24 protein-coding genes are annotated in these 24,448 nt (G+C 71.8%); 11 read left to right on the top strand and 13 right to left on the bottom strand.

What is annotated here, in order from left to right:
• Positions 1 to 4: 4 nt before the first annotated feature.
• The 3 genes from RS82_RS05170 to RS82_RS05160 form a co-directional block, all read right to left on the bottom strand.
• Complete coding sequence (locus RS82_RS05170; protein ID WP_045297439.1) at positions 5 to 1,384, bottom strand: APC family permease; 1,380 nt, start codon at positions 1,382 to 1,384, stop codon at positions 5 to 7.
• A gap of 189 nt (positions 1,385 to 1,573) precedes the next feature.
• The gene (locus tag RS82_RS05165) at positions 1,574 to 3,133 is read right to left on the bottom strand and encodes a glycerol-3-phosphate dehydrogenase/oxidase (protein ID WP_045297438.1); all 1,560 of its coding nucleotides are present in this window, start codon (positions 3,131 to 3,133) and stop codon (positions 1,574 to 1,576) included.
• Positions 3,130 to 3,717, bottom strand: coding sequence for a TetR/AcrR family transcriptional regulator (locus RS82_RS05160; protein WP_045297436.1), 588 nt, complete (start codon positions 3,715 to 3,717; stop codon positions 3,130 to 3,132). Before RS82_RS05160 ends, RS82_RS05165 begins: the two co-directional genes overlap by 4 nt.
• A 34-nt stretch (positions 3,718 to 3,751) precedes the next feature.
• On the opposite strand from RS82_RS05160, the gene RS82_RS05155 reads away from it, so the two are divergent.
• The gene (locus RS82_RS05155; protein WP_045297435.1) at positions 3,752 to 5,416 is read left to right on the top strand and encodes an FAD-binding oxidoreductase; all 1,665 of its coding nucleotides are present in this window, start codon (positions 3,752 to 3,754) and stop codon (positions 5,414 to 5,416) included.
• Positions 5,413 to 6,318, top strand: a complete 906-nt coding sequence (locus RS82_RS05150) for a diacylglycerol kinase (protein WP_045297434.1) — start codon at positions 5,413 to 5,415, stop codon at positions 6,316 to 6,318. The genes RS82_RS05155 and RS82_RS05150 overlap by 4 nt, the downstream gene beginning before the upstream one ends.
• 13 nt (positions 6,319 to 6,331) lie before the next feature.
• Here RS82_RS05150 and RS82_RS05145 read toward each other — a convergent pair whose 3' ends face one another.
• Entirely contained in the window at positions 6,332 to 6,574 is a 243-nt protein-coding gene (locus RS82_RS05145) for a zf-HC2 domain-containing protein (protein WP_045297433.1), read from the bottom strand.
• Complete coding sequence (locus tag RS82_RS05140) at positions 6,571 to 7,293, bottom strand: sigma-70 family RNA polymerase sigma factor (protein WP_211255863.1); 723 nt, start codon at positions 7,291 to 7,293, stop codon at positions 6,571 to 6,573. Before RS82_RS05140 ends, RS82_RS05145 begins: the two co-directional genes overlap by 4 nt.
• A 62-nt stretch (positions 7,294 to 7,355) precedes the next feature.
• Between RS82_RS05140 and aroA the strand changes: the two genes are divergently transcribed.
• The 3 genes from aroA (at position 7,356) to bcp (ending at position 10,351) form a co-directional block, all read left to right on the top strand.
• Complete coding sequence (gene aroA, locus RS82_RS05135; RefSeq protein ID WP_045297432.1) at positions 7,356 to 8,729, top strand: 3-phosphoshikimate 1-carboxyvinyltransferase; 1,374 nt, start codon at positions 7,356 to 7,358, stop codon at positions 8,727 to 8,729.
• A gap of 83 nt (positions 8,730 to 8,812) precedes the next feature.
• Positions 8,813 to 9,871 carry a ribosome small subunit-dependent GTPase A gene (gene rsgA, locus RS82_RS05130; RefSeq protein ID WP_045297430.1) on the top strand — a complete coding sequence of 353 codons (1,059 nt, stop codon included), beginning with the start codon at positions 8,813 to 8,815 and terminating at the stop codon, positions 9,869 to 9,871.
• Positions 9,872 to 9,880: 9 nt separating this feature from the next.
• The gene (bcp, locus tag RS82_RS05125; RefSeq protein ID WP_045297429.1) at positions 9,881 to 10,351 is read left to right on the top strand and encodes a thioredoxin-dependent thiol peroxidase; all 471 of its coding nucleotides are present in this window, start codon (positions 9,881 to 9,883) and stop codon (positions 10,349 to 10,351) included.
• Here the strand turns inward: bcp and RS82_RS05120 are convergent.
• Complete coding sequence (locus RS82_RS05120; protein ID WP_045297428.1) at positions 10,348 to 10,767, bottom strand: hypothetical protein; 420 nt, start codon at positions 10,765 to 10,767, stop codon at positions 10,348 to 10,350. The genes bcp and RS82_RS05120 overlap by 4 nt on opposite strands.
• A gap of 247 nt (positions 10,768 to 11,014) precedes the next feature.
• On the opposite strand from RS82_RS05120, the gene RS82_RS05115 reads away from it, so the two are divergent.
• Complete coding sequence (locus RS82_RS05115; RefSeq protein ID WP_018171995.1) at positions 11,015 to 11,263, top strand: WhiB family transcriptional regulator; 249 nt, start codon at positions 11,015 to 11,017, stop codon at positions 11,261 to 11,263.
• Between the two features lie 125 nt (positions 11,264 to 11,388).
• Here the strand turns inward: RS82_RS05115 and RS82_RS05110 are convergent, their stop codons facing one another.
• The 3 genes from RS82_RS05110 to RS82_RS05100 are packed head-to-tail and all read right to left on the bottom strand — an operon-like array spanning position 11,389 to position 14,839.
• Positions 11,389 to 12,873, bottom strand: a complete 1,485-nt coding sequence (locus RS82_RS05110) for a sensor histidine kinase (protein WP_045297424.1) — start codon at positions 12,871 to 12,873, stop codon at positions 11,389 to 11,391.
• A gap of 23 nt (positions 12,874 to 12,896) precedes the next feature.
• A complete protein-coding gene (locus RS82_RS05105) occupies positions 12,897 to 14,210 on the bottom strand; it encodes a CpaE/TadZ family protein (protein WP_045297423.1) in 1,314 nt (437 codons plus the stop codon).
• Positions 14,207 to 14,839, bottom strand: coding sequence for an SAF domain-containing protein (locus RS82_RS05100; protein WP_045297421.1), 633 nt, complete (start codon positions 14,837 to 14,839; stop codon positions 14,207 to 14,209). Before RS82_RS05100 ends, RS82_RS05105 begins: the two co-directional genes overlap by 4 nt.
• Positions 14,840 to 14,937: 98 nt before the next feature.
• Between RS82_RS05100 and RS82_RS05095 the strand changes: the two genes are divergently transcribed.
• Entirely contained in the window at positions 14,938 to 15,219 is a 282-nt protein-coding gene (locus RS82_RS05095) for an excisionase family DNA-binding protein (RefSeq protein ID WP_045297419.1), read from the top strand.
• A gap of 37 nt (positions 15,220 to 15,256) precedes the next feature.
• On the opposite strand, the gene RS82_RS05090 is transcribed toward RS82_RS05095, so the two are convergent.
• Positions 15,257 to 15,865: a hypothetical protein gene (locus tag RS82_RS05090; protein ID WP_045297418.1), complete on the bottom strand. Its 609-nt coding sequence runs from the start codon at positions 15,863 to 15,865 to the stop codon at positions 15,257 to 15,259.
• A gap of 129 nt (positions 15,866 to 15,994) precedes the next feature.
• Between RS82_RS05090 and RS82_RS05085 the strand changes: the two genes are divergently transcribed.
• Positions 15,995 to 16,435 (top strand): Rv3235 family protein, encoded by a 441-nt coding sequence (locus RS82_RS05085; protein ID WP_045297416.1) that lies wholly within the window; start codon positions 15,995 to 15,997, stop codon positions 16,433 to 16,435.
• 105 nt (positions 16,436 to 16,540) lie between these two features.
• Here the strand turns inward: RS82_RS05085 and RS82_RS05080 are convergent, their stop codons facing one another.
• The 3 genes from RS82_RS05080 to secA form a co-directional block, all read right to left on the bottom strand.
• A complete protein-coding gene (locus RS82_RS05080) occupies positions 16,541 to 16,897 on the bottom strand; it encodes a hypothetical protein (RefSeq protein WP_045297414.1) in 357 nt (118 codons plus the stop codon).
• Positions 16,898 to 16,970: 73 nt separating this feature from the next.
• Positions 16,971 to 18,197: a pyridoxal phosphate-dependent aminotransferase gene (locus RS82_RS05075; RefSeq protein WP_045297413.1), complete on the bottom strand. Its 1,227-nt coding sequence runs from the start codon at positions 18,195 to 18,197 to the stop codon at positions 16,971 to 16,973.
• 83 nt (positions 18,198 to 18,280) lie between these two features.
• Complete coding sequence (gene secA, locus RS82_RS05070; protein WP_045297412.1) at positions 18,281 to 21,115, bottom strand: preprotein translocase subunit SecA; 2,835 nt, start codon at positions 21,113 to 21,115, stop codon at positions 18,281 to 18,283.
• A 299-nt stretch (positions 21,116 to 21,414) separates the two neighbouring features.
• On the opposite strand from secA, the gene RS82_RS05065 reads away from it, so the two are divergent.
• Genes RS82_RS05065 through RS82_RS05055 form a run of 3 tightly spaced genes read left to right on the top strand, consistent with a single transcriptional unit; the run spans position 21,415 to position 24,433 of the window.
• Positions 21,415 to 22,344: an efflux RND transporter periplasmic adaptor subunit gene (locus RS82_RS05065; protein ID WP_045297411.1), complete on the top strand. Its 930-nt coding sequence runs from the start codon at positions 21,415 to 21,417 to the stop codon at positions 22,342 to 22,344.
• On the top strand, positions 22,341 to 23,228 hold the full coding sequence (locus RS82_RS05060; protein WP_084695471.1) for an ABC transporter ATP-binding protein: 888 nt from the start codon (positions 22,341 to 22,343) through the stop codon (positions 23,226 to 23,228). The genes RS82_RS05065 and RS82_RS05060 overlap by 4 nt, the downstream gene beginning before the upstream one ends.
• Complete coding sequence (locus RS82_RS05055; protein ID WP_045297410.1) at positions 23,225 to 24,433, top strand: ABC transporter permease; 1,209 nt, start codon at positions 23,225 to 23,227, stop codon at positions 24,431 to 24,433. Before RS82_RS05060 ends, RS82_RS05055 begins: the two co-directional genes overlap by 4 nt.
• The last annotated feature ends 15 nt before the right edge of the window (positions 24,434 to 24,448 follow it).

Here is a 24,448-nt window from a genome sequence, read left to right as displayed (position 1 = left end):
GAACTCAGCTTCGCGCTGAGTCCAGGGCCGAACTGCGTTCAGCCGGAACCGCCGTCGTCTTCACCTCGACGTTGGACCCGGCCTCCGCGGCCACGATTCCTCCGTCAGGCGCGTCCGCGCGCCGCGACGGGCGCCGCAGCCGCTTCCAGACCGTCACGAGGATCGCGGCGAGCGCGAGTGCAGCGGCGGGAAGCAGATTCGCTCCGGCCAGGAGCAGCAGGCCGACCGACAGCACGGCCGCGACAACTGCCATGAACCAGCCGGCCGTGAAGCGGGGCAGGATGAGCGTCGCCGCGATCATGCCGGCGGCGTAGATCGACACCATGTTGCTGGTGTGGATCAGGATGAACGTCTGCAGGTCGCCTCCGGTCGCGAGCGCGATCGTGCAGTAGACCATCGCGATCACGAACGTCAGCAGCAGGGCGCGGCGAGGCATTCCGCCCGGCTCGGCACCGGGCGCGAGCACGCGGGGCAGATCGCCCGACGACGCGAGCGATGCCCCGAGCTTGCCGAACGCGGCGAGATAGGCGTTCATGACGCCCAGCACCACGATGGCCGCGATGGCGCCGATCGCGGTCGGACCGAACCCGGGCGCCACCGCCTCAGCGAGCGAGAGCAACGGCACGGCGCCGGCGCCGGCGTCCTCGCCGAGCACGCCCACGGTCACGACCTGCAGCAGCAGGTACGCGAGGCCGGTCACGACCAGCGCGATGGCGGTGGCGATCGGGATGCTGCGGCGCGGGTCGCGGAACTCCCCCGAGATGTGCGTGCCGACCTCCCAGCCCGCGAACGCCCACACGAAGAGGCTGATCGCCGTGCCGACGCCCGCCCAGCCGTGGGGCAGGAACGGCGTGAAGCTCGACGCCTCGACCGCGGGGAAGGCCGCGGCCACGACGAAGACGACGATCCCGACGAGGAGGCCGGTGAGGACGAACTGCACCCACCCGGCGACGCGCACGCCGAGCATGTTGACGGCGAACGGCGGGATGAGTATGGCGAAGACGAGGATGGGCACGGCGACGCGGTCGATATGGAGGATCGCGGTCAGGTACTCGGCGCCGAGGACCGCGAGCACCGGGAAGCCGGCGGCCACCCCGAAGTAGAACCAGTAGCCGGTCGCGCGGGCGGCCGTGCGACCGAGCGCGCGGCGCACGTAGCTGGCGACGCCGCCCGGATCGGGGTAGCGCGCGGCCAGGGCGGCGAAGGTGCCTGCGAGCGGCACGGCGAGCACGATGACGGCCAGCACCGAGACGATGGACGCCGGACCCGCCACGTCGGCCGCGAGGCCGGGGAGCACGAGGAGCCCGGTTCCGAGCACCGACGCGATGTACAGCGCCGTGCCCTGCACGACGCCGAGTCCGCCGTGGGTTGCGCTGCGAGTCACCGTTCCAGTGTGACGGGGACGTGCGACACCCCGACCCGTCTGCGCCGCCGTCCTGGAGCGGATTCCTGCCAACCCGCTCTCCGTTTCCCCCTCATCCGAGGATGCGAGCCGAGATGCGGAGCGCATCCGGCGTCTCGCCCCTCATCCCGGCTCAGATCCTCGGATCAGGAGCCTCGCCGCGACGGCCGCTCACCCCTCGATCGGGTCGACGCCGACACGGGCGAAGGCGGCGGCGGCGGCATCCGTCGACTGCTCGCGGTCGGTCTCGACGAGACCGAGGCGGGTGCGCCGGTCGAGGAGGTCGGCGATGCTCAGGGCGCCCTCGACCGCGACCCCCCACTGGAACTCCTGGGCCGTCACGCCGCATGCGGCGGCCGGCCCTGTCGGGAGGGCGGCCGCGTAGGGCGCCTCTGCGCCGAACCGGCGCACCAGGCGCGGCGCCGCGGCGATCTCGCCGAGGCGGTGCCGGGGCCACGCGCCGACGAGGGGGATGGAGCGCGTTCCCGACGGGCGGGACGCGAACCCGGGGTCGCGCCGGATCACGGCGTCGACGGCGTCCTCCGCCATCCGCCGGTAGGTGGTGAGCTTTCCGCCGACGATGCTGAGCACGCCGCTGGAGGACTCGATGATCGCGTGACGGCGCGACAGGTCGCTGGTGTCGTGGTCGTCGGCGCCCGCGAGGAGCGGCCGCAGGCCGGCGAAGGTCGAGAGCACGTCGGTGCGGACGAGGGGCTCCTCCAGCACGGTGTTGACCGTGCTGAGGAGCATGTCGATCTCGGCCTCGGTCGCGTGCGCGACGTCGGGGATCGGCCCGTCGTCGGGCACATCCGTGAGGCCGATGTAGGTGCGACCGTGCTGCGCCGGCAGTGTGAAGACGAAGCGGCTCGACGAGCCGGGGATCGGCACGGTGAGCGACACGTCCGAACCGGCGAGGCGGGCCGTCGACACGACGAGGTGCGTGCCGCGGCTCGGCCGCAGCCGGACGTCATGGTCGAGCTCCCCCGCCCACACGCCCGTCGCGCTCACGACCGCGCGCGCGTGCACGTGGATCGTCCGGCCTGTCACGAGGTCGCGGAGGGTCGCCTCGCGTCCGGTGACCGAGACGGCCTCGACACGGGTGAGGACGGATGCCCCGTACCCGGCGGCCGTCCGCGCGACGGCGACGACGAGCCGGGCGTCGTCGAAGAGCTGTCCATCCCAGCCGCGGACGCCGCCGCGAAGACCCTCGGCGCGTACGGCGGGAGCGAGGGCGAGGGTGGCATCGCGTCCGATCGGGCCTGGTGACCGCAGCAGCGATCCGGGCGTTCCGACCGCGCGACGCAGGCCGTCGCCGAGCTCGTACCCCATGCCGATGTACGCGCCGCGTGCGACGTGGCCGGGCTCGTGCAGCGGCACGACCTGCGCCAGCGCGCGCGTGAGGTGCGGCGCAGTCCGGGTGAGGAGGATGTGCCGCTCCGTCGCGCTCTCGTGCGCGATCCCGATCTGACCCGACGCGAGGTATCGCAGGCCGCCGTGCACGAGCTTGGAGCTGAAGCGACTCGTGCCGTGCGCGAGGTCGTGCCGTTCGACCAGGACGGTGCGCAGGCCCCGGCTCGCAGCATCCAACGCGATCCCGGCTCCGGTGATGCCGCCGCCGATGACGAGCACGTCGATCTCGTCCCCTCCGGCGAGCGCGTCGAGCTCGCGGGCGCGCCGGGCCGCAGAGAGCGCCGACGGCCCGGGCGTGCGCCCCACGACGCGCGTCGTCATCGCTGCTCCTCGGCGGCCGGTGCGAGGTAGCCGCGCAGCGCGTGCGCGAGCTCGGTGCGCCACGCGTCTTCGGGGAGCCACTCGGCGACGAGCGGCGCCGACTGCACCGCCGACTGCACGATGAGCAGCACCATGGCCGCGAGCTGCAGCGGACCGCCCGTGCGCACGAAGCCGGCGCGCTGGCCGGCGGCGATGCGCCGGGCGGTCTCGGCGTGGATCGCCCGCTGGCTCGTCCCGAGCCGATCGAGGATGTACCGGGCGAACAGCTCGGGGTCGGTGTCGCGGAGCCGATCGACCAGGGGCAGACGCCGCACGCGGTCTGCGGTCTCGACGAGCAGTGCGACGAGCCCGTCGAGGTCGGCCGACTCCCCCGCCTCGGCGGGAAGCGCCGCGACGAGCTCGCGCGTCACGAGCGCGGCGAAGACCGCCTGCGCGTCGGGCCAGTAGCGATAGAGCGTCTGGCGGGCGATCCCACAGCGCCGGGCGATGTCGGACGCCGTCGTCCGGCGGATGCCGTGCGCCAGCACCTCGGCGAGCGCGGCGTCGAGGATCGCGGTCTCGGTGTCGGGCACTCCATCGGCCATGTGACAACAATACAGAATGTGTCATACTGTCGCCATGGCTGCGACGGTGCCCATCGATCCCCCGACCGACCCCGGGCGTCCGCTCGCCGTCCCGACGCCCCGACCGCGCGGCGACTGGGACGCCTGGGGGTCCGAACCCGCGCGCCTTCCGGCCGCCGCGAAGACGATCGTCGCGACGCTGCTGCCAGGCAAGGCGCACCCCGTGCCGCACCGACCCGCGCCCGTCCTGACGCCGTCGCTCCTCCCCGACGACGACCTATCGGCGCTCGCGGCCGTGGTCGGGGCCGACGCGGCGACGCGTGACGATGCGGTGCGCATGCTGCACCTCGGCGGCAAGAGCACTCCCGACCTGCTGCGGCGGCGGCTCGACGACCTGCAGGCCGCGCCCGACGCGGTGGTCTCCCCCGCCGACCACGCCGAGGTCGCCGCCGTGCTGCGCGTGTGCGCCGACCGCGGGATCGCCGTGGTGCCCTTCGGCGGGGGCACCTCGGTCGTGGGCGGCGTCGACCCCGTGCGCGGCGCCCAGCGCGCCGTGATCACCCTCGATCTCAGCCGGGCCGCGGCACTGCTCGCGCTCGACGAGGTATCGCTCCTCGCGACCTTCGGCGCCGGCACGACCGGGCCCCAGGCCGAAGAGCTGCTCGGCGCACGCGGCTACACGCTCGGCCACTTCCCGCAGAGCTTCCCGTACGCCTCCCTCGGCGGATACGCGGCGACGCGGTCGAGCGGCCAGGCCTCGCGCGGCTACGGCCGCTTCGACCATCTCGTCCATGCGCTGCGCGTGTCCACTCCGGCGGGAGATCTCGACCTCGGGCGCTCCCCCGCGAGCGCGGCCGGCCCCGACCTGCGCCAGCTGTTCCTCGGCTCGGAGGGCGCCTTCGGCGTCCTCACCGAGGTGACCGTGCGCATCCGCCCCGTCCCAGCGGCGACCGCGTACCGCGCGTGGTCGTTCCCCGATTTCGCCGCGGGGGCGTCGGCGTTGCGCGAAGCCACGCAGCGCGGCATCCGTCCCACCGTCCTGCGGCTGAGCGACGAGACGGAGACGCGGGTGAACGCGGCGATGGGCGGACACCTGACGCGGCTGCGCGGATGCCTCGCCGTCGCCACCTTCGAGGGCGCGACGTCCGCCGATGCCGAGGCGACACGAGATGCGCTCGACACGGTCTTCCGCGCGCACGGCGCATCGTCGCGCGGTGAGGATCCGGCACGCTCCTGGGAGCGCAGCCGCTTCGCCTCGCCCGCGCTGCGCGACACCCTCATGGACATCGGCGTCCTCGCCGAGACCCTCGAGACCGCGACGACGTGGGCGAACCTGTCCGCCCTCAAAGCCGCCGTCACCGCGGCGCTCACCGAGAGCCTCGCCGCCGCAGGCACGAAGCCCATCGTGCTGTGCCACATCTCGCACGTGTACCCGGCGGGCGCGTCGCTCTACTTCACGGTGGTCGCCGCGCTCACCGACGATCCGCAGACCCAGTGGATGAGGGCGAAGGATGCGGCGTCCCGCGCGATCGGCGACGCCCACGGCACGATCACCCATCACCACGCCGTGGGGCGCGATCATCGGCCCTATCTCGAGGAGGAGATCGGACCGCTCGGCGTGCAGGTCCTGCGCGCGGTGAAGAACGTGCTGGACCCGCGCGGGATCATGAACCCGGGCGCTCTGGTCGAGCAGGTCGGCGACACGTCGGAGCGGACATGAGGGTCGCCCTGCTCGTCAACCCCGCGGCGCGTGCCGGCGCCCACACCGGTGCCGCGACCCATGCAGCCGAGCGCCTGCGCGCACACGGGGTGCAGACGTCGATCCTGAGCGGCGGCAGTGCGGCCGAGTCCTCCGCGCTGCTGCGCACCGCGATCGAGGTCGGCGTGGACGCGGTCGTCGTCGCCGGCGGCGACGGCACCGTCAACCTCGCGATCCAGGAGGTCGCGGGCACCGGCGTCCCGCTCGGCATCGTGCCGTCAGGCACCGGCAACGACTTCGCGGCGACGCTCGGCCTGCGCGAGCTCGACGTCACGGCGGCGGCCGACGCGATCGCGGGGGGCGTCACCCGGGCGATCGACCTGGCCCGCGTCACCCGCGCGGACGGATCGACGAGGTACTTCGGATCGGTGCTCGCGAGCGGGTTCGACTCGAAGGTCAACGACCGCGCCAACGCGATGCGGTGGCCGCGCGGCGGATCGCGATACAACATCGCGATCCTGGTCGAGTTCCTGACGCTCGCCGGCATCCCGTACGAGGTGGAGCTGGAGCTCGCCGACGGCACGCGCGAACACGTGGTCGGCGACCTCGTGATGGCGACGGTCGGCAACGGGCGCACGTACGGCGGCGGCATCCCGATCTGTCCCGATGCCGACCCGGCCGACGGCCTGCTCGACCTCGTGCTCGTGCGTCCCGCCGGCAGGCTCCGCCTGCTCCGCCTGCTCCCCCGGGTGTACCGGGGCACGCACGCGGGCGTGCCCGAGGTCGCGATGCGACGTGTGCGCTCGGTGCGCCTGTCCTCACCGGGGGTCACCGCCTACGCGGACGGCGACCCGATCGGCGCGCTCCCGCTGAGAGTCGACGTGGTGCCCGGCGCGCTCACGATCTTCACGCCCGCCGGCTGATCCGGCGCAGGCGTCAGTGCGCCGCCTGGACCGCCCGGAGCTTGGCGAGCACCTGATCGCGCAGCTCTTCGGGCGCGCTCTCCTTGCACGCCCGCGCAAGCACCTCGGTCAGCGTGGTGGCGACGAGTGCTTCGTCTCGGCAGCCCTCACAGTTGGCCAGGTGCTCGGCGATGTCGCTCTGCTCGGTCTTGCAGACCTCGTGGCGCAGGTACTCCTCCAGGTCGCGCCGCGCCTTCTCACAGCCGCAGTCGGTCATTTCGTGCTCCTTGTGGCGGCGGGGGTGATGCCGCGCTCTTTTGCGTAGTCGGCCAGCAGTTCACGCAGCATGCGCCTGCCACGATGCAGACGGCTCATGACCGTGCCGATGGGGGTCTTCATGATGTCGGCGATCTCCTGATAGGCGAAGCCCTCGACGTCGGCGAGGTACACCGCCAGCCGGAAGTCCTCCGGGATGGACTGCAGCGCGTCCTTCACGACCGACGCGGGCATGTGGTCGATCGCCTCGGCCTCGGCCGAGCGGGTGCTCGTCGCCGTGGTCGACTCGGCACCGCCGAGCTGCCAGTCCTCGAGGTCGTCGATCGTGCCCTGGTACGGCTCGCGCTGCTTCTTGCGATACGTGTTGATATAGGTGTTCGTCAGGATGCGGTACAGCCACGCCTTGAGGTTCGTGCCCTGCGTGAAGGTCTTCCACGAGGCGAACGCCTTGACGAATGTCTCCTGCACGAGATCCGCCGCATCGGCGGGGTTGCGGGTCATGCGCATGGCCGCGGCGTACAGCTGGTCCATGAAAGGCAGCGCCTGCTCTTCGAACTGCGCACGGGGATCCTGTTCGAGGTCCGCCTCGGCAGCCTGGTCGGTCGACTCGCTCATCACGCGCCAGTCTACGGCGGCAGGTTGCAGGCTGCCTGGGACGCCCGGGTCGCGCTCGGCGAGGAGGGGCGCGTCGTGATCGAGGCGCTCGAGGGTGGCGAACATCCGGCTCCGCTCGGTAGGTTGCTCCCGGCTCGTGCCCACCGGGTTCAGTAGGGTAGAACCCGATGACAGCCGACGCGTATTCCCCGCCCTCCGCGCCGATCGAGCGCGGCCACTGGCCCGCGCCCGTCGCGGACGGCGCGCTGCACGCCACGGTGACCGTTCCCGGCTCGAAATCGCTGACGAACCGTGAGCTGATCCTGGCTGCCCTCGCCGACGCCCCCAGCCGCCTGATCGCGCCGTTGCACTCCGACGACTCCGCCCGCATGATCGACGCGCTGCGCTCCCTCGGCGTCGGCATCGAGCGCGTCGAGGGCACCGGGTCGTACGGCGACGACATCGAGGTGACACCGGTGTGGCCGCTGCGCGGCGACACCGTCGTGGACTGCGGGCAGGCGGGCACCGTCATGCGGTTCGTGGCCGGTCTCGGCGGCTTCGCACGCGGCGACGTCACCCTCACGGCGCACGAGAGCGCGCTTCACCGCCCGATGGGCGCGATGATCACGGCGCTGCGCGACGTCGGCGTCGACATCGACGACGGCGGCCACTGGGCGCTCCCCTTCATCATCCGCGGCCATGGCCACGTTCGCGGCGGGGAGGTGACGATCGACGCCAGCGCGTCGAGCCAGTTCGTCTCGGGGCTCCTGCTCGCGGCGCCGCGGTTCGACGTCGGGCTGCAGCTGCGTCACTCCGGGGCGCGACTGCCGAGCATTCCCCACATCGACATGACCGTCGAAGCCCTCGGGCACCGCGGCGTTCACGTCGAGCGTCCGGGCATCGGCGAGTGGATCGTGCCTGCCGGCCCCATCCGCGGCAAGGACGTCGCGATCGAGCCCGACCTGTCGAACGCGGCGCCGTTCCTGGCGGCGGCCATGGTGGCCGGCGGCTCGGTGTCGGTCACCGGCTGGCCCGCGCACTCCACCCAGCCCGGTGCGATGCTCACCGAGATCCTGTCGCTCATGGGCGCCCGCGTGGTGCGCCGCGGAGGAGCGCTCACCGTCACCGCAGGGGCGGGCATCCAGGGCGTCGATCTCGACCTGTCGGCCGCCGGCGAGCTGACCCCCACGATCTTCGCGTTGGCCGCCTTCGCCGACTCCCCGTCGACCCTGCACGGCATCGGTCATATCCGCGGCCACGAGACCGACCGCATCGCGGCACTCGTCGCGGAGCTGCGCGGCCTCGGAGGCGAGGCCGAAGAGCTGCCCGACGGCATCCGCATCGTCCCCCGCCCGCTCCACGGCGGAACCTGGCATGCGTACCACGATCACCGCATGGCGACCACGGGCGCCCTGATCGGCTTGGCGGTGCCCGGAGTCGAGGTCGACGACATCGGCACGACCGCCAAGACGATGCCGGAGTTCCCGCAGATCTGGCAGCGGATGCTCGACGGCGAGCACGCCGATGGCGGGCTCCCCGAGGAGACGATGCGCGCCTCGTGAGGCGGCGCGTGGACACGTTCGCGGAGCGATCGGGATGACCAGCGTGAACCGATCCGGGATGACTCGATGAGCGGGACGACACCGTGAGCTGGCTCGACGACCTCGACGACGACGAACCGGAGTTCGATGAGGCCGACGTGCGCGTGCGGCCGAATCCGAAGGCCAACCGCCCCCGGACCAAACGCCGTCCGGCGCACAGCGACGCCGAGATCGCGCGCGTGCTCGGCGTCGACCGCGGCCGGTACACCGTGCTCGTCGACGAGGACTTGCCGACAGAGCGCACGGCGCTCGCGGTCCGGGCGCGCGAGCTGCGCAAGACGCCGATCGTGACCGGCGACCGCGCCCGCGTCGTCGGTGATGCGTCCGGCGACGACGGCACACTCGGGCGCATCGTCGGCATCGAGGAGCGCACCTCGCTGCTCAGACGCAGCGCCGATGACACCGACCAGGTCGAGCGCGTCGTCGTCGCCAACGCCGATCAGATGCTCGTCGTGGTCGCCGCCGCGGACCCCGAGCCGCGCCCGCGGCTCGTCGACCGCTACCTCGTCGCGGCGCTGGACGCCGGCATCCGTCCTCTCCTCGTCGTGACCAAGACCGACCTCGCCGACCCGGCGGAGTTCCTCGCGCACTTCGACGGCCTCGACCTCGAGGTGTTCACGAGCGGGCGGGAGGAGATGCCGCTCGAGCGCATCGGGGCGGCGCTCGTCGGCCACTCGACGGTGTTCGTCGGCCACTCGGGCGTCGGCAAGTCGACGCTCGTCAACGCGCTCGTTCCCGATGCCAAGCGCGCGACCGGGCACGTCAACGTCGTGACCGGTCGCGGGCGGCACACTTCCAGCTCGACCGTGTCGCTGCGCTACCGCGGCGAAGGAGGCAACGGCTGGGTCATCGACACCCCCGGCGTGCGCTCGTTCGGCCTCGGCCACGTCGACCCCGCGAACATCCTGCGGGCCTTCACCGACCTCGACGCGATCGCCCAGGAGTGCCCCCGCGGATGCACGCACCTCGCCGATGCGCCGGACTGCGCCATCGTCGAGGCCGTCGAGGAGGGCCGCCTGGGCCCGGGCGGCGCCGCCCGCCTCGACTCGCTGCAGCGACTGCTCGAGACGTTCGCCAAGAAGGGCCAGGAGCCCGGCGCCTAGAGTGGGACGGTGACCACGACGCGCCTCGAACCCGGTTCCCTCGCCCCCGCCTTCACGCTCGTCGACCAGGACGAGCAGGCCGTGACGCTGAAAGATCTGCGGGGCGGACGCGTGATCCTCTTCTTCTATCCCGCGGCGATGACTCCCGGGTGCACCAAAGAGGCGTGCGACTTCCGCGACAGCCTCGCCCCGCTCCAGGCCGCCGGCTACACGGTGCTCGGCATCTCCCCCGACGAGCCTGAGAAGCTCCGCCGGTTCCGGGAGCGCGACGGCCTCACGTACGACCTGCTGAGCGACCCCGGCCACAAGGTGCTCGAGAAGTACGCCGCATGGGGCGAGAAGGTGAACTACGGCAAGACCTTCATGGGCGTCATCCGTTCGACGTTCGTCCTCGACGAGAAGGGCCGCATCACGCACGCGCTGTACAACGTGCGTGCGACGGGCCACGTCGCGCGCGTGCGCGCGCTCCTCGGCGTCTAGGAGCCCGCCCGCCCGCCGGCCTCTTCGTCGCGCTCCCCGCGCCCGGCCCTGCCGGCGTCGCGCACGGCGAGCACCAGGAGCACCAGGACGACCACGGCCGGGGCGGCGAGCGCAAGCGCGGCCGCGGGATCGGCGAACGCGCCCGTCGCCGCTCCGAGGGCCACCGCGAGGATCAGCAGCTGCGTGACGATGCCGCCCGAACGCCCCCACGACTGGCCGCGCCAGATCGCGAACGCGAAGGCGATGACCGCGGCCGCACCGACGAGGGTCAGCACCGCCAGCGCGATCGCGCTCTCGATCGAGCCGGTGTCGCCCGAGGCGATCGCGACGATCTCGCGCACCGTGAGCGCCGCGAGCCCGAGTCCCTCGAGCCCCACCAGCACGGCGGCGATCCTTCCGGACAGGTTTGTCCGCATTCTCCGTCGACTCCTTCTTCCACCGACAGCGGTTTGTGCGAACTCTCCATACCCGCTGGGGAACACTCAGCAAGTCCTACACAAACCCGCCGATGAACCCTTGATTCAGGTAAACCGCTATGGGACGATTGGTGAAGCCGTGTGCTCCCACAGCGACGTGGGGCGAGATTCTTCTCGCACATCCCACAGGGTACCGGACCCGAACCGGGCCCTTACTCCCCACCCCTCTGTCACAAGGAGCACCACCATGGACTGGCGCGACAAGGCCGCCTGCCTGACCGTCGACCCCGAACTGTTCTTCCCCGTCGGGAACACGGGCCCGGCCGTCGATCAGATCGAGAAGGCCAAGTCGGTGTGCGCACGCTGCACCGTCACCGAGATCTGCCTGCAGTACGCCCTCGAGACCGGTCAGGACTCGGGCGTGTGGGGCGGTCTCTCCGAGGACGAGCGCCGCGCGCTCAAGCGCCGCGCCGCCCGCGCGCGCCGCGCCTCCTGATCCTCAGGACGCCACACAGCATTCGATGAGCGGATGCCGCGACCCGCGGCTGGACCCCCGCCCCGAGAGGCTCCGCGCAGCGCGCCGGCGCCGCGCGGAGCAGGAGCGGGGACCGCTCATCGCTGTCAGTTCTTGGTGCGCTCGATGTAGCGCAGCGGGATGTCGATCGTGACCTCCGTGCCGCTGCCCATGATGGTGTGCCAGTCGATGGTGCCGCCGAGCTCGCCCTGGATGAGGGTGCGCACGATCTGCGTGCCGAGCCCGCGACCGACCTGACCCTCGGGGAGGCCGGAGCCGGTGTCGCGCACGCGCACCTCGAGTCGGTCGTCACTGCGCTCGGCGATGATCTCGACGTCGCCCTCCTGACCGGCGAGCCCGTGCTCGACGGCGTTCGTGACGAGTTCGGTGAGGGCGAGCGCGAGGGGCGTCGCGTATTCGCTGGGCAGGGTGCCGAAGCGACCCGTGGAGTGCGTCTTCGCGCGGGTGTTGGGTGCGGCGGCGACCTCGGCGACGAGCTTGAGCACACGCGCGAACACCTCGTCGAAGTCGACGTTCTGCGCGAGCCCCTCCGAGAGGGTGTCGTGCACCACGGCGATCGCCGACACCCGGCGCATTGCCTGGGTGAGGGCCTCGCGGGCCTCTTCGGTGTGGGAACGACGTGCCTGGATCCGCAGCAGCGACGCGACCGTCTGCAGGTTGTTCTTGACGCGGTGGTGGATCTCGCGGATCGTCGCGTCCTTGGTGATGAGCTCCTGCTCCTGGTGGCGGATCTCGGTCACGTCGCGGCAGAGCACGATCGCGCCGATCCGCGTGCCGTGATCGCGCAGCGGAATGGTGCGCAGCGACACCGTCACCCCGCGCGCCTCGAGATCGGCGCGCCATGGGGCACGGCCGGTGACCACGACCGGGAGCGACTCGTCGAACTGGCGCTTCGTCGGCAGGATGCCGGTCACCACCTCGACGAGCGACTCGCCCTCGAGCTCGTCGTCGAAGCCGAGGCGGTTGAACGCCGACAGCGCATTGGGGCTCGCGAAGGTCGTGATGCCGTCGACGTCGAGCCGGACCAGGCCGTCGGACGCACGCGGCGCGCCGCGGCGCGGCGACGTCGGCGCGGACAGGTCGGGGAAGTCGCCGGACGCGATCATGCCGAAGAGGTCGTCGGCGCAGTCGTTGAACGTGATCTGCTGCCGCGAGGGCGTGCGGGCCTCGCCGAGGTTCGTGTGGCGGCTGATCACGCCGATCACCGTCGCCTCCTTCCCGCTCTTGCGGGCCACCGGCACCGCCCTCACGCGGGTGGGGGTCTCTTCGAACCAGTCGGGCGACGCCGAGTCGACGATGCGGCCCGTCTGGAACGCCTCGCGCACCTGCGTGCGCCACTGCGGCCGCACGCGGTCGCCCACGATGTCGCGGTAGAAGAGCGTCGCCGCGCCGCCGGGACGAGTGTGGGCGACGGCGACGAAGGAGTCGTCGGAGGTCGGCACCCAGAGCACGATGTCGGCGAACGCCAGATCGGCGAGGAGCTGGCCGTCTCCTGCGAGACGGTGCAGCCACTCCACGTCTTCTTCACTGGAGCGGCCCTGGGCGTAAACGAGATCGCTGAGGGTCGACACGGACCTAGCCTAGAGCGCGCTGATCACACGACTCGTTCGCCGAGACGTGGCATGTCGTCGGCGTCGGCGTGCGCGGGTCGCCCGGAACCGGAGCGGTGGACGCCCCGCCGCCGCTGCTTCACGGCGCGCTGCGGCGCGGGAGCGGGCACGATCGCCTCGCCCACGAACCGGCGCAGCGCGAGTGTGACGGGCGATCGGGGCGCCACGTCGGCGATCGGCTGCGACGCGAGGATCGCGGCATCCGCCGATCTCGGGTCCTGGGGCACGAACCAGACGTCCTCGATGCCGCCGAAGCGGTCGAGCGTGCGACGCACCTGCCCACGGGCGTCGATGCCGAGGGTTCCAGGGCGGAGCCGGTTCGCGACGACGGCCACCGGGGTCGCGCCGACGGTGGCGCGCAGGTCGGCGTGCCCGCGCAGGAACCGTGCGACGCCCACCGGATCGGCCGCCACCACCGCGACCACGAGGTCCGCGGCGCGCAGCGCGGCGAGGGTGGCGGCATTGCGGCGTGGCCCGTCGAGGTCGCTCATGATCTCTTCGTCGCGCTCGAGCGACGAGGAGACGTCGACCACCGTGTAGTCGGCCCACTCGCGGCAGGCGGCGAGCGCGGCGCCCACGCGCCGGTCGCTCAGCTCGGGCCAGCGGGAGGGCCTGTTGATGCCCGTGAGCACGTCGACGCCGGTGCGGCCGAGCGGCACCGCGATGCGGGTGAGCTCGCGCGCGTCGAGGCCGCCGAGCTCGGCCTGCCGGCACGCGGCGGCGAATCCGGGGCCCTCGTCGGCGAGCCCGAGCGTCAGCGCGAGCGACGGGGCGTGCGTGTCGGCGTCGACCAGCGCGACGTGGCGTCCGCCGCGCGCGAGTTCGACGGCGAGCTCTGCCGCGACGGTGGAGCGTCCGGGAGCGCCGGCGGGACCCCACACCGCGATCACGCGCGGCTGCGGGCGCGCGTGCGAGGCAGCGGTCGGCGGCTGCGGCGTCGCCGAGAGGGCTTCGGCGATGCGCCATGGCTCGGTGTGCAGCTTCAGCGGGGTCTCGAGTCCGCAGGATGCGGCGATCCGCTCCCCCGCCGCGTCCTCGACGAGCGGCACGACGCGCGTGCCGGCACGGTCGCAGAGTGCGACGACGGTCGGCGACATCGTGGCGCGCGACACCGCGACCACCAGCGCGTCGGCGTCGGCGAGGGCCCGGTGCATCGTCTCGGCGTCGGCGCCCAGCATCCCATCCGCCGCCGCGAGGGCGGGAGCGGATGCCGCGACCTCGGCGATCACGTCGATCCCCTCGCGCCGCAGTCCCTCGACGAGGAGGCGGGCCTCGTCGACGGCGACGACGACCCTCACGAGCCGGAGCCCGTCGTCGGGACGATCGAGAGCGCGGACTCGTCGGCCATCGCGGCGAGCGTGGCCGGCACGTCCGCGCGCGGGATCACGAGTTCGAGGGCGGCCGCACCGCCGCCGATCATGGAGTCGTCGCGCGTCACCGAGACCACGGTGGCGTCGGCGACCAGGATGCGCGGCTCGTCGTACGCGCCCTGCTCCCGCAGCGGGGCCGACCAGACCTCGACGACGCTGCCCGCCTCGACCGATGCCGGCACATCGACGGCGCTGCGCACGACGACACTTGTGGTGCGTGCGGAGGAGGGATCGCCGACGGATGCCGCGGGCACCAGTTCGCCCGCCTCGATCGTGCGTGTCGCGACGACGGGTCGGTCGAGGTCGTCCGCCGTGAGGTACGTGCCGGAGAGGGTCCCGAGCGCGACGTCGACGACCTTCAGGTCGCCGGTCCCGATCGCCTCGCCGGGGACGATCGTGTGGGCTGCGGCGTAGACCGGGACAGTCTGGCGCGCGGCCGACACGACGAGCCACACGCCGACGACGGATGCCGCCACGAGGAGCACGCCGAGGAAGAACCGGGCGTCTGCCCAGAAGGCTCGGCGCGGGGTTCGGAGGGGGTCGTGGGCGGCGGTCATGCGTCCATCGTCGCCGACTCGGCGCGAGGCCGTCGGGCGTTATCCACAGGGGTGAGGGGGCCCAGCCCGCACTGGGGAGGCAGGTCCATAATGGGGGCATGTCAGATGACCCGACGTCCGACGTGCGTCTGCTCGCACCCGCCCAGGTGGGCGAAGTGCTCGGCGTGTCGGTCGACGAGGTCATGGCTCTGGTCCACGAAGGGCGGCTTCGTGGACTGCGTGTCGGCGCGCCCGCACGCTGGCGGATCGACGCCGCGAGCGTCGGGGACTACCTCGACGACCAGGCCGAGGAGGCGCGGCGCATGGCGCTGTGGCGTCAGTCCCAGACCGCCAGCTTCCCCGAGCTGTGGGGCGGCAGCATCGTACGCCACCCGGACTGAGCGCGGCATCCCTCACGCGGATGCATCGGCCCGGCGGTCAGGGGATCGCCGGCGCCTCGTCCGCTCGGATCCAGGCGATGGCCCCGAACGGCACCAGCCGGTATCCCGACACCGCATCGGCGCGCCGCGGCGAGCCTTGGTCGTGCACGGCGAGGTCGAGGTGGTCGGCACCGGCGCGATCGATCGTGCCGGTGAGGACCCGCCCCGACACCAGGTGCACCGCGACCCCCGCCCGGCGGCGGACGAGGTCGCGCAGCACGAAGCCGAAGGTGAGCCGGTCGGCCAGGGACGACCGCGGCGGCGCAGGGCGCGCCGTGCGCAGGAGGTCGGCGTGCGGCAGGCCGATGACCCCGATCGAGGCGAACGGCACGAGCACCGCGCCGCCCGGTCCGTCGGCGAGGGCCAGGGCGACCCAGTCAGCGCCGACGCCGGTCACCGATGCCCGCACCGTGGCGCCATCGCCGAGGTCGAACGACGCGACGATCGGCGAGGCCCCCTCGCGGGCCGCGAGCAGCATGAGGCGCTCGGACAGCTGCACCCGGGAGAGCCGCAGGCGCTCGGCCTCGGTGTCGAGCGCGGCACGCTCCGCCTCCCATTCGGAGGCGAGCTGATCCTCGAGGTCGTCGAAGAAGCGGTCCCAGCGCACTCAGCGAGAGTAGGGCACCGCGGCCGATCGGCCGACGAGTTATCCACAGCCGACCGGGCATGATTTTCCTGAGAGTTCGCTGTGTGATCTACTGTCCGGGAAGACATCCCCCTGTCGAGATTGGCACCCATGGCAACGACGCCCGCGGGCACCGCCCGCGTACCCTATGCGTCCCGCAGCAGCGCGCAGGTCGCAGAGTTCTTCGCGCCGCAGCGGACGCCGTCCACCGCGCTCCCCGCTCCGGAGCCGTTCCTGCGCAACCTCACGGTCGGCGTGCTCGAGGTCTTCGCGGGCGTCCGCGAAGTCGACCAGCTCGCTCGCTGGCTCACCGAGGACGCCTACCGCAAGCTCGTCACGCGCGCGAACCTCGCGACGCGGGCGCGCAGCGCGCGGGGTGTGGCGGCGAGGCGCCCCGTGCACACGATCATGTCGGTGCACGAGTCCTCCCCCGCCGACGGCATCATCGAGGCGGTCATCGTCGTGCGGGGGCCTGCGCGCACGCGCGCCCTCGCCGTGCGCCTCGAGGGCATGGACGGCCGCTGGCGCGCGACCTCGCTCGCTCTGCTCTGACGCACGCGCCGCCGTCACCCGCGCCCGGCTGACGGTGCCGTGGGAGGCGACGGCGTCCACGATCCGGCGACGGAGCCGGCCCCGACGATGCGGCCGGTCCCGTCGTCAGCTCTTGTCGTGGTCGTCGATGAGCTCGAGCAGCGACCGCAGCGCGTCGCGGATCTCGTAGTGGCCATGCTGTCCGGCGCGGCTCTCAGCCGAGATCACCCCGGACCGGTGGACCTTCTTGAAGTCGCCCACGGGGAACGAGTACGCCTGCTTCGTCTCCTCGTTCTCGCGATGGTCGATGCCGATGTGCCAGTGGGAGTACTCCGTCCATCCTTCTCGCTCGATGTACGAGTTCTCCTCGTCGGCTGTCGGCGCGGCTTCCGACCAATCGTCGCGTTCATCGCGCACGACCTTGCCGTCCCGGATGAGCGCCCGCGCATGGCGCAGCGCCGGCTGGTTCAGTTCGATGGACATGCCGCGAAAGTACGACGCACGGCCGCGTCACGCGAGGGGGTTGACGCACGCCGCGACTCGCAGCCGACGTCTGCTACTGCTTGTACGAGGAGAGGAAGTTGCCGAGCCGCTCGACGGCCTCCGCGAGGACGCGGGCCTCGGGCAGCGTGACGATGCGCAGGTGGTCGGGGGTCGGCCAGTTGAAGCCGGTGCCCTGCACCAGCAGCACGTGCTCGGCGACGAGGAAGTCGTAGACGAGCTTGGCGTCGTCGCGGATCTCGTACACGTTCGGGTCGAGCCGCGGGAACGCGTAGAGCGCGCCCCTCGGCTTGAGGCACGTCACGCCGGGGATGCGCTCGAGGCCCTCCCACGCCGCATCCCGCTGCTCATGGAGGCGCCCCTCGGGCGCGATGAGCGCGTCGATCGACTGGACGCCCGACAGCGCGGCCTGGACGGCGTACTGCGCCGGCACGTTGGGGCACAGCCGTGTGGACGCGAGGAGCTGGATGCCCTCCAGGAAGCCCGCCGCGTGCTTCTTCGGACCGGTGATCACGAGCCAGCCGGAGCGATAGCCCGCAACGCGGTACGTCTTCGACAGGCCGTTGAACGTGAGGCACAGCAGGTCGGGCGCGAGCGTCGCGAGCGGGATGTGCTGCGCCTCGTCGAACAGGATGCGGTCGTAGATCTCGTCCGATAGCAGCAGCAGCGAATTCTCGCGCGCGATCTCGACGATCCCCTGGAGAACCTCCCGGCTGTAGACGGCGCCGGTCGGGTTGTTGGGGTTGATGACGACGATCGCCTTGGTGCGCGGCGTGACCTTCTCACGGATGTCTTCCAGCGAGGGCTGCCAATCGGCATCGGGGTCGCAGCGGTAGTGCACGGGTGTGCCGCCGGCGAGGCTCGTCATCGCGGTCCACAGCGGATAGTCGGGTGCGGGGATGAGCACCTCGTCGCCCTCGTCGAGGAGGGCCTGCATCGTCATCGTGATGAGCTCGGACACGCCGTTGCCGAGATAGACGTCGTCGGGGTCGAACTGCGGGAAGCCGGGCACCTGCTCGTAGCGCGACACGACCGCGCGCCGCGCCGACATGATGCCCTTGCTGTCGCTGTAACCGTGGGCGTGCGGGACGGCCTCGATCATGTCGCGCACGATCTGGAACGGCGCCTCGAACCCGAACACGGCGGGGTTGCCCGTGTTCAGCTTGAGGATCGTGTGCCCGTCGTCCTCCAGCCGGTCGGCCTCTGCCAGTGCCTGCCCGCGGATCTCGTAGAGAACGTTCTGGAGCTTGCTCGACTGATCGAGGGGGCGGAGGGGACTCATCGCTTCAGGATATCGGCGGCCGAGGAGGGCCAATGGACGCCAGGTGGCCCGCGCTCGCGCGCGGGCCACCTGGCGAGCGAGTCCTACTTCTTGCGCTGCTCGGCCGCGCGACGCTGCGCGCGGTTCAGCGGAGCCGCCGGCGCGGCCGGGGCCTCGGCATCCGTCCGCTGGCCGAAGGCTCCGCGCTGCTGCTCGGCGACGGGCGCCTGCTGCGGGGCGGGAGCCGCGGCGGCCGCGGCAGCCGCCTGGCGAAGACGAGTGGCCGCCTGCTGCACCTGCCCGCGATCGTTGCGCACCTCGACCTCCCCGGCGTCGTTCGCCGCGGTGTACTGCAGGCGCTGGGCCTCGACGGGCTGGGCGCCGAGGCCCTTGGCCTCGACCTGGGTGACCTGCTCGGCGCCGGCCTCGCCCTGGCGGCGCACCTCGACCTCGAGGTTGTAGAGGTAGCCGACCGACTCCTCCTTGATCTGCCCCATCATCGCCTGGAACATCTGGTAGCCCTCGCGCTGGTACTCGATGAGCGGGTCGCGCTGGGCCATGGCACGCAGGCCGATGCCGTCCTTGAGGTAGTCCATCTCGTAGAGGTGGTCGCGCCAGCGGCGGTCGAGCACCTGGAGCACGACGCGGCGCTCGAGCTCGCGCGTCGCGGCCTCGCCGAGGGTGTCCTGGCGCTTGTCGTAGGCGATGCGGGCGTCGGAGAGGATCTCGCGCTTGAGTCCTTCGGCGGTGATGCCGCCCTTGCGGCCCGCCGCCTCGGCCACGACCTCGTCGATGGTGACACCCACCGGGTAGAGGGTCTTGAGCTCCGTCCACAGCGCGTCGAAGTCCCAGTTCTCGCTGTGGCCCGAGCCGGTGTGGTCGTCGATCACGGCGTTGATCGCGTCTTCGATGAAGTGCTGCACGCGGTCGGCGATGTCGTCGCCCTGCAGCATGTGCCGGCGATCGGAGTAGATCGCCTCGCGCTGGCGGTTGAGGACGTCGTCGTACTTGAGGACGTTCTTGCGGATCTCGGCGTTGCGCGCCTCGACCTGGCTCTGCGCCGACTTGATCGCGCGCGTGACCATGCCCGACTCGATCGCGACGTCGTCGGGGAAGTTCGTCCGCGCGATGATGGCCTCGGCCGCGCCCGACTGGAAGAGACGCATGAGGTCGTCGGTGAGCGACAGGTAGAACCGGCTCTCGCCCGGGTCGCCCTGACGGCCGGAGCGACCGCGCAGCTGGTTGTCGATGCGGCGCGACTCGTGGCGCTCGGTGCCGAGCACGTACAGGCCGCCGGCCTCGACGACCTTCGTGCTCTCCTGCGCGACGCGGTCGCGCATCGACTCGTAGACCGCGTCCCATTCGGCCTCGTACTCGTCGGGCGTCTCGACCGGGTCGAGGCCCTTGGTCTTCATCTCCTGCACCGCGAGGAACTCGGCGTTGCCGCCGAGCATGATGTCGGTGCCTCGACCTGCCATGTTCGTCGCGACGGTCACGGCGCCCAGCCGACCGGCCCGCGCGACGATCTCGGCCTCGCGGGCGTGGTTCTTCGCGTTGAGGACCTCGTGCTTGATGCCCTTCTTCGCGAGCAGGCGCGACAGGTACTCGCTCTTCTCGACGCTCACGGTGCCGACGAGCACCGGCTGGCCGACCTCGTGGCGCTTGGCGATGTCTTCGACGACCTGAGCGAACTTCGCCGTCTCGTTCTTGTAGACGAGGTCGGCCTGGTCCTTGCGGATCATGGGCTTGTTCGTCGGGATCGGGACGACGCCGAGCTGATACGTCGACATGAACTCCGCCGCCTCGGTCTCGGCGGTACCGGTCATGCCGGCGAGCTTCTCGTACAGGCGGAAGTAGTTCTGCAGCGTGACGGTGGCCAGCGTCTGGTTCTCGGCCTTGACCGGGACGGCCTCCTTGGCCTCGATGGCCTGGTGGATGCCCTCGTTGTAGCGGCGCCCGACCAGGATGCGGCCGGTGTGCTCGTCGACGATCATGACCTCGTCGTTCATCACGACGTAGTCGGTGTCGCGCTTGAACAGCGCCAGCGCCTTGATCGAGTTGTTGAGGAACGAGATGAGCGGCGTGTTCGCCGACTCGTACAGGTTGTCGATGCCGAGGTAGTCCTCGACCTTCTCGATGCCGGGCTCGAGCACGCCGATGGTGCGCTTCTTCTCGTCGACCTCGTAGTCGACGCCGGGCTCGAGGGTCTTCGCGATCTTCGCGAACTCGACGAACCAGCGGTTCGCCTCCCCCGACGACGGCCCCGAGATGATGAGCGGCGTGCGCGCCTCGTCGATGAGGATCGAGTCGACCTCGTCGACGATCGCGTAGAAGTGACCGCGCTGGACGAGATCCTCCTTGCGCCACGCCATGTTGTCGCGCAGGTAGTCGAAACCGAACTCGTTGTTCGTGCCGTACGTGATGTCGGCGTTGTACTGCTCGCGACGGACCTCGGGCGTCTGGCCCGCGACGATCGTGCCGGTGGTCATGCCGAGCGCGCGGTAGATGCGGCCCATGAGCTCGGACTGGTACGACGCGAGGAAGTCGTTGACCGTGACGACGTGCACGCCCTCGCCGGCGATCGCGTTGAGGTAGACGGGGAAGGCGCCGGTGAGCGTCTTGCCCTCACCGGTCTTCATCTCGGCGATGTTGCCGAGGTGCAGCGCCGCGCCGCCCATGATCTGGACGTCGTAGGCGCGCTGCCCGAGGGTGCGCTTCGCGGCTTCGCGGACAGCCGCGAACGCCTCGGGCATGAGGTGGTCGAGGGTCTCGCCGGCCTGGTAGCGGGCACGGAGCTCCGCGGTCTCACCCCGAAGCTCTTCGTCGGTGAGGTGCTCGTAGTCCTCTTCCAGCGCGCCGACGGCCTTCACCACCTGCTGGAGCCGCCGGAGGATGCGACCCTCACCGGCGCGAAGCAGTTTCTCGAGGGGGTTGGCCACGGAGTGTCTCCATCTTCAGGCTTTCGGGAGCGGCGCAACGGCGCCAGTGCCGCCGGGGTGCATGACCCCAGACATACCTGCCTATGTTATCCACCCGTGACCTTGGTGTGCGCTGGGTGTGCATTCGTCCATGGGGACTGCGGCACCGCCGACTACTCCGCGACGAGCGGGTGGAACCGCCGCCCGCGCGGCGTACGAGCGCGACACGCGCACGGGCGGAGCATCCGTTGGGATGCATGCCGGGTATGCATATACTCGGTGACTACATACTCGGTATGCCCCCGACGGAGAGGTGTCACATGGTTGTCTGGCGTCGATGGGTCTTCCCGATCCTGCTGGTGCTCGTGATGGGAATCGCCGCGGCCGCTCTGGTGAAGATCGCCTTCTTCCCCGACACGGCGCCCACCGCCGCCGCGCAGCCGTCGGCGCAGATCGCCGATCCGGTCGTCCCCGTCGAGCGCAGCGCCGTCACCAACGCGCTCAGCCTGCCGGGCACCATCGCCCGGGACGCCGCCTACCCGGTCCGCTCCGAGGTCGACGGCACCGTCACCGCGGTCCACGTGGGCGAGGGCCAGGCCGTCACGGCGGGGCAGAAGCTGTTCACCATCAAGCAGACCGACCCGGTCAAGAGCATCGACGTCCTGGCCCCGGAGGCGGGCGAGGTGACCGAGATCGCGGTGGTGAAGGGGCAGCCCGCATCGATCGGCGGCGAGCTGGCGTCGCTGACGCCCGCTCGGTTCCACGTGCAGGCCACGGTCGATCCGGTGCAGCTGTACCGACTGCAGGGAGCCCCGTCCGAGGGATCCGTCACCATCCAGGGCGGCCCCGCGCCGTTCACCTGCACCGGGCTGAAGGTGTCGGTCGCCGAGGACGGCACCACGACGGTCACGTGCGCGGTGCCGGCCGATCAGGTCGTGTTCGCAGGGCTGCAGGCGCAGCTCGACATCGACCTCGGCACGGTGTCCGACGTGCTCGTCGTGCCGACCACGGCGGTCAAGGGCGGGTCGGGCACGGGCGTCGTCTGGGTGGACGCCGGCACCGGCGAGCTCGAGGAGCGGGACGTCTCGCTCGGCGTGAGCGACGGCGCCTTCGTCGAGGTGACCGCGGGCCTCGAGGAGGGCGAGCAGGTGCGCCAGTACGTGCCCGGCGTCCTCGCCGGAGACGACCCGGTCTGCTATGACGACGGCATGGGCGGCGAGTACTGCGAGCCCGCGGGGTGGAGCTGGTGAGCCTCGTCCGCCTCGAGGGCGTCGCCAAGCACGTCCTGCTCCCCGACGACAGCCGCCTCGACATCCTCCGCGGCATCGACCTCGCCGTCGCCGCCGGAGACCACGTCGCGATCGTCGGACGCAGCGGGTCGGGCAAGTCGACGCTCCTGAACCTCATGGGCATGCTGGACCGCCCCTCCGAGGGCGCGGTGTGGTTCCGCGGCGACCCGGTGCGCAAGATGCGGCGCGGCAAGCTCGATCGCCTCCGCGGCCGCAACGTCGGATTCGTCTTCCAGCAGTTCAACCTGCTCGCCGGGCGCACGGCGCTGGAGAACGTGGAGATGCCGCTCGGCTACGCGAGCGGCCGCGAGTTCTGGCGCCGCCGGCGCACGGCGACCGAGATGCTCGAGCGCGTCGGCCTCGGTCACCGCCTCGAGTCGACGCCCGAGCAGATGTCGGGGGGCGAGCAGCAGCGCGTGGCGATCGCCCGCGCGCTCGTGCGCCGGCCTGCCCTGATCCTCGCCGACGAGCCCACGGGCGCCCTCGACGTCGAGACCGGCGCGACGGTCATGGAGCTCCTCGACGACATCGCCTCGGAGGCCGACGCCGCGCTCGTGACCATCACGCACGACCTCCACGTCGCCGCCCGCGCCCGACGGCATTACCGCCTCGACGCCGGTGTGCTCACGCGGTTCGACCTCGGCGGCGCACCGACGCCGGCGGAGGCGAACCCGTCGGCACCCGAACTCGCCGCGAGCGTGGAGGAGCCGGGTGTCGAGGCCGGGGCCGGGCCGACGCGCCCGGAGGCTCCGTCCGGCGTGCCGTCGGAGGGCGGAGGGGGCGTGGGGGCCGTCGAGGCCGCCTCGCGCGAAGACGAACCGGAGCGCGCGGAGGTGGCGTCGTGAGCGGTCTTGTCGGAGCGCTGGGCGAGGCGTGGTCGGAGCTGCGCCATCACAAGCTGCGGGTGCTGCTGAGCCTCATCGGCATCGCGGTCTCGGTCGGTGCGCTGACGGCGGTCGTCGCCCTCAGCGAATACCAGCGTCAGCAGATGGCCGAGCAGTCCGACCAGAGTGGCGGCCGGCCGGCGACGCTGTCGATCACGGCGTCGCGCACCGACGGCGCGCCGATGGACTGGGAGTCGTTCGACGCCCACCTCGCCCGTGTCTCGGAGCGCTACTCGTTCTCGCACCTCACGCGCATCGTCGACCCGGTGCAGCTGCAGCTGCAGACGCCCGAGCAGGTGCGACCGGTGATGGCGCGTCTGGTCGACCCCGCCTACGCCGTGATCCACCGGTCCGCCGTCCTCGAGGGCCGCTGGTTCCAGGACGCCGACGCCGAGCTGCTCGCTCCCCCGGCGGTGATCACCGAGGCCCTCTGGGACGTCTACGGCCGCCCCGCCCTCGGCCCGGGCTTCGCACTGAGTCTGCAGGGCGATCTCGCCGGCCGGTACACGGTCGTCGGCGTGACGCCGCGCCAGTACGCCGGCGACGAGGAGAAGCGCGTGACGCTCATGTACGACTCGTACGCCGCGCGGCGTGACGCGCTCCCCGCCGACGCCATGATCGCATGGGAGACGTGGGTGCCGGAGGACGGCGTCGCCGACCTCGGGCCCGCGCTCGCGGCGGATCTGCGCGCGGGACAGGACGACATCCAGGTCAGCGTGAACCGCACGGACTGGGCCTCGCGGCCGGACGCGCAGAGCTCGATGGCCGCGTTCGAGGTGATCACCGGAGGCATCGCCGGGCTGGTGCTGCTGCTGGGCGGTCTCGGGCTCGTCAACATCCAGCTCGTGGCGATGCGCCAGCGCATCCGCGAGATCGGGGTGCGCCGCAGCTTCGGCGCGACGCAGGGCCGCATCTTCACGTCGGTGCTGCTCGAGAGCGTCGTGGCGACGGCGGTCGCCGGCGTGATCGGCATCGCGATCGCGGTGGCGGTGCTCAAGGCGCCGTTCGTCATGGACATGTTCTCCGGCATGCAGGACATCCCGCCCTTCCCGGTGCGCGCCGCCGTCACCGGGCTCGTCGCAGCCGTCGCGATCGGCGCGCTGGCCGGCTTCATCCCGGCGCTCATGGCGGTGCGCTCCAACGTCATCGACGCATTGCGCTTCTGACCCTCCACCCGAAGG

The sequence above is a fragment of the Microbacterium trichothecenolyticum genome (genome assembly GCF_000956465.1).
Lineage (GTDB): Bacteria > Actinomycetota > Actinomycetes > Actinomycetales > Microbacteriaceae > Microbacterium > Microbacterium trichothecenolyticum.
This window is presented reverse-complemented; position numbering and strand designations above follow the sequence as displayed.

Bases quoted from the DNA above. Each gene is read 5' to 3' on its own strand.
- RS82_RS05065 (WP_045297411.1), top strand. From the start codon at position 21,415: ATGGTTGTCTGGCGTCGATGGGTCTTCCCGATCCTGCTGGTGCTCGTG.
- RS82_RS05150 (WP_045297434.1), top strand. From the start codon at position 5,413: ATGAGGGTCGCCCTGCTCGTCAACCCCGCGGCGCGTGCCGGCGCCCAC.
- RS82_RS05080 (WP_045297414.1), bottom strand. From the start codon at position 16,897: ATGTCCATCGAACTGAACCAGCCGGCGCTGCGCCATGCGCGGGCGCTC.
- RS82_RS05115 (WP_018171995.1), top strand. From the start codon at position 11,015: ATGGACTGGCGCGACAAGGCCGCCTGCCTGACCGTCGACCCCGAACTG.
- RS82_RS05085 (WP_045297416.1), top strand. From the start codon at position 15,995: ATGGCAACGACGCCCGCGGGCACCGCCCGCGTACCCTATGCGTCCCGC.
- RS82_RS05075 (WP_045297413.1), bottom strand. From the start codon at position 18,197: ATGAGTCCCCTCCGCCCCCTCGATCAGTCGAGCAAGCTCCAGAACGTT.
- RS82_RS05140 (WP_211255863.1), bottom strand. From the start codon at position 7,293: ATGTTCGCCACCCTCGAGCGCCTCGATCACGACGCGCCCCTCCTCGCC.
- RS82_RS05160 (WP_045297436.1), bottom strand. From the start codon at position 3,717: ATGGCCGATGGAGTGCCCGACACCGAGACCGCGATCCTCGACGCCGCG.
- RS82_RS05120 (WP_045297428.1), bottom strand. From the start codon at position 10,767: ATGCGGACAAACCTGTCCGGAAGGATCGCCGCCGTGCTGGTGGGGCTC.
- RS82_RS05165 (WP_045297438.1), bottom strand. From the start codon at position 3,133: ATGACGACGCGCGTCGTGGGGCGCACGCCCGGGCCGTCGGCGCTCTCT.
- RS82_RS05095 (WP_045297419.1), top strand. From the start codon at position 14,938: ATGTCAGATGACCCGACGTCCGACGTGCGTCTGCTCGCACCCGCCCAG.
- RS82_RS05145 (WP_045297433.1), bottom strand. From the start codon at position 6,574: ATGACCGACTGCGGCTGTGAGAAGGCGCGGCGCGACCTGGAGGAGTAC.
- RS82_RS05155 (WP_045297435.1), top strand. From the start codon at position 3,752: ATGGCTGCGACGGTGCCCATCGATCCCCCGACCGACCCCGGGCGTCCG.
- RS82_RS05100 (WP_045297421.1), bottom strand. From the start codon at position 14,839: ATGACCGCCGCCCACGACCCCCTCCGAACCCCGCGCCGAGCCTTCTGG.
- aroA (WP_045297432.1), top strand. From the start codon at position 7,356: ATGACAGCCGACGCGTATTCCCCGCCCTCCGCGCCGATCGAGCGCGGC.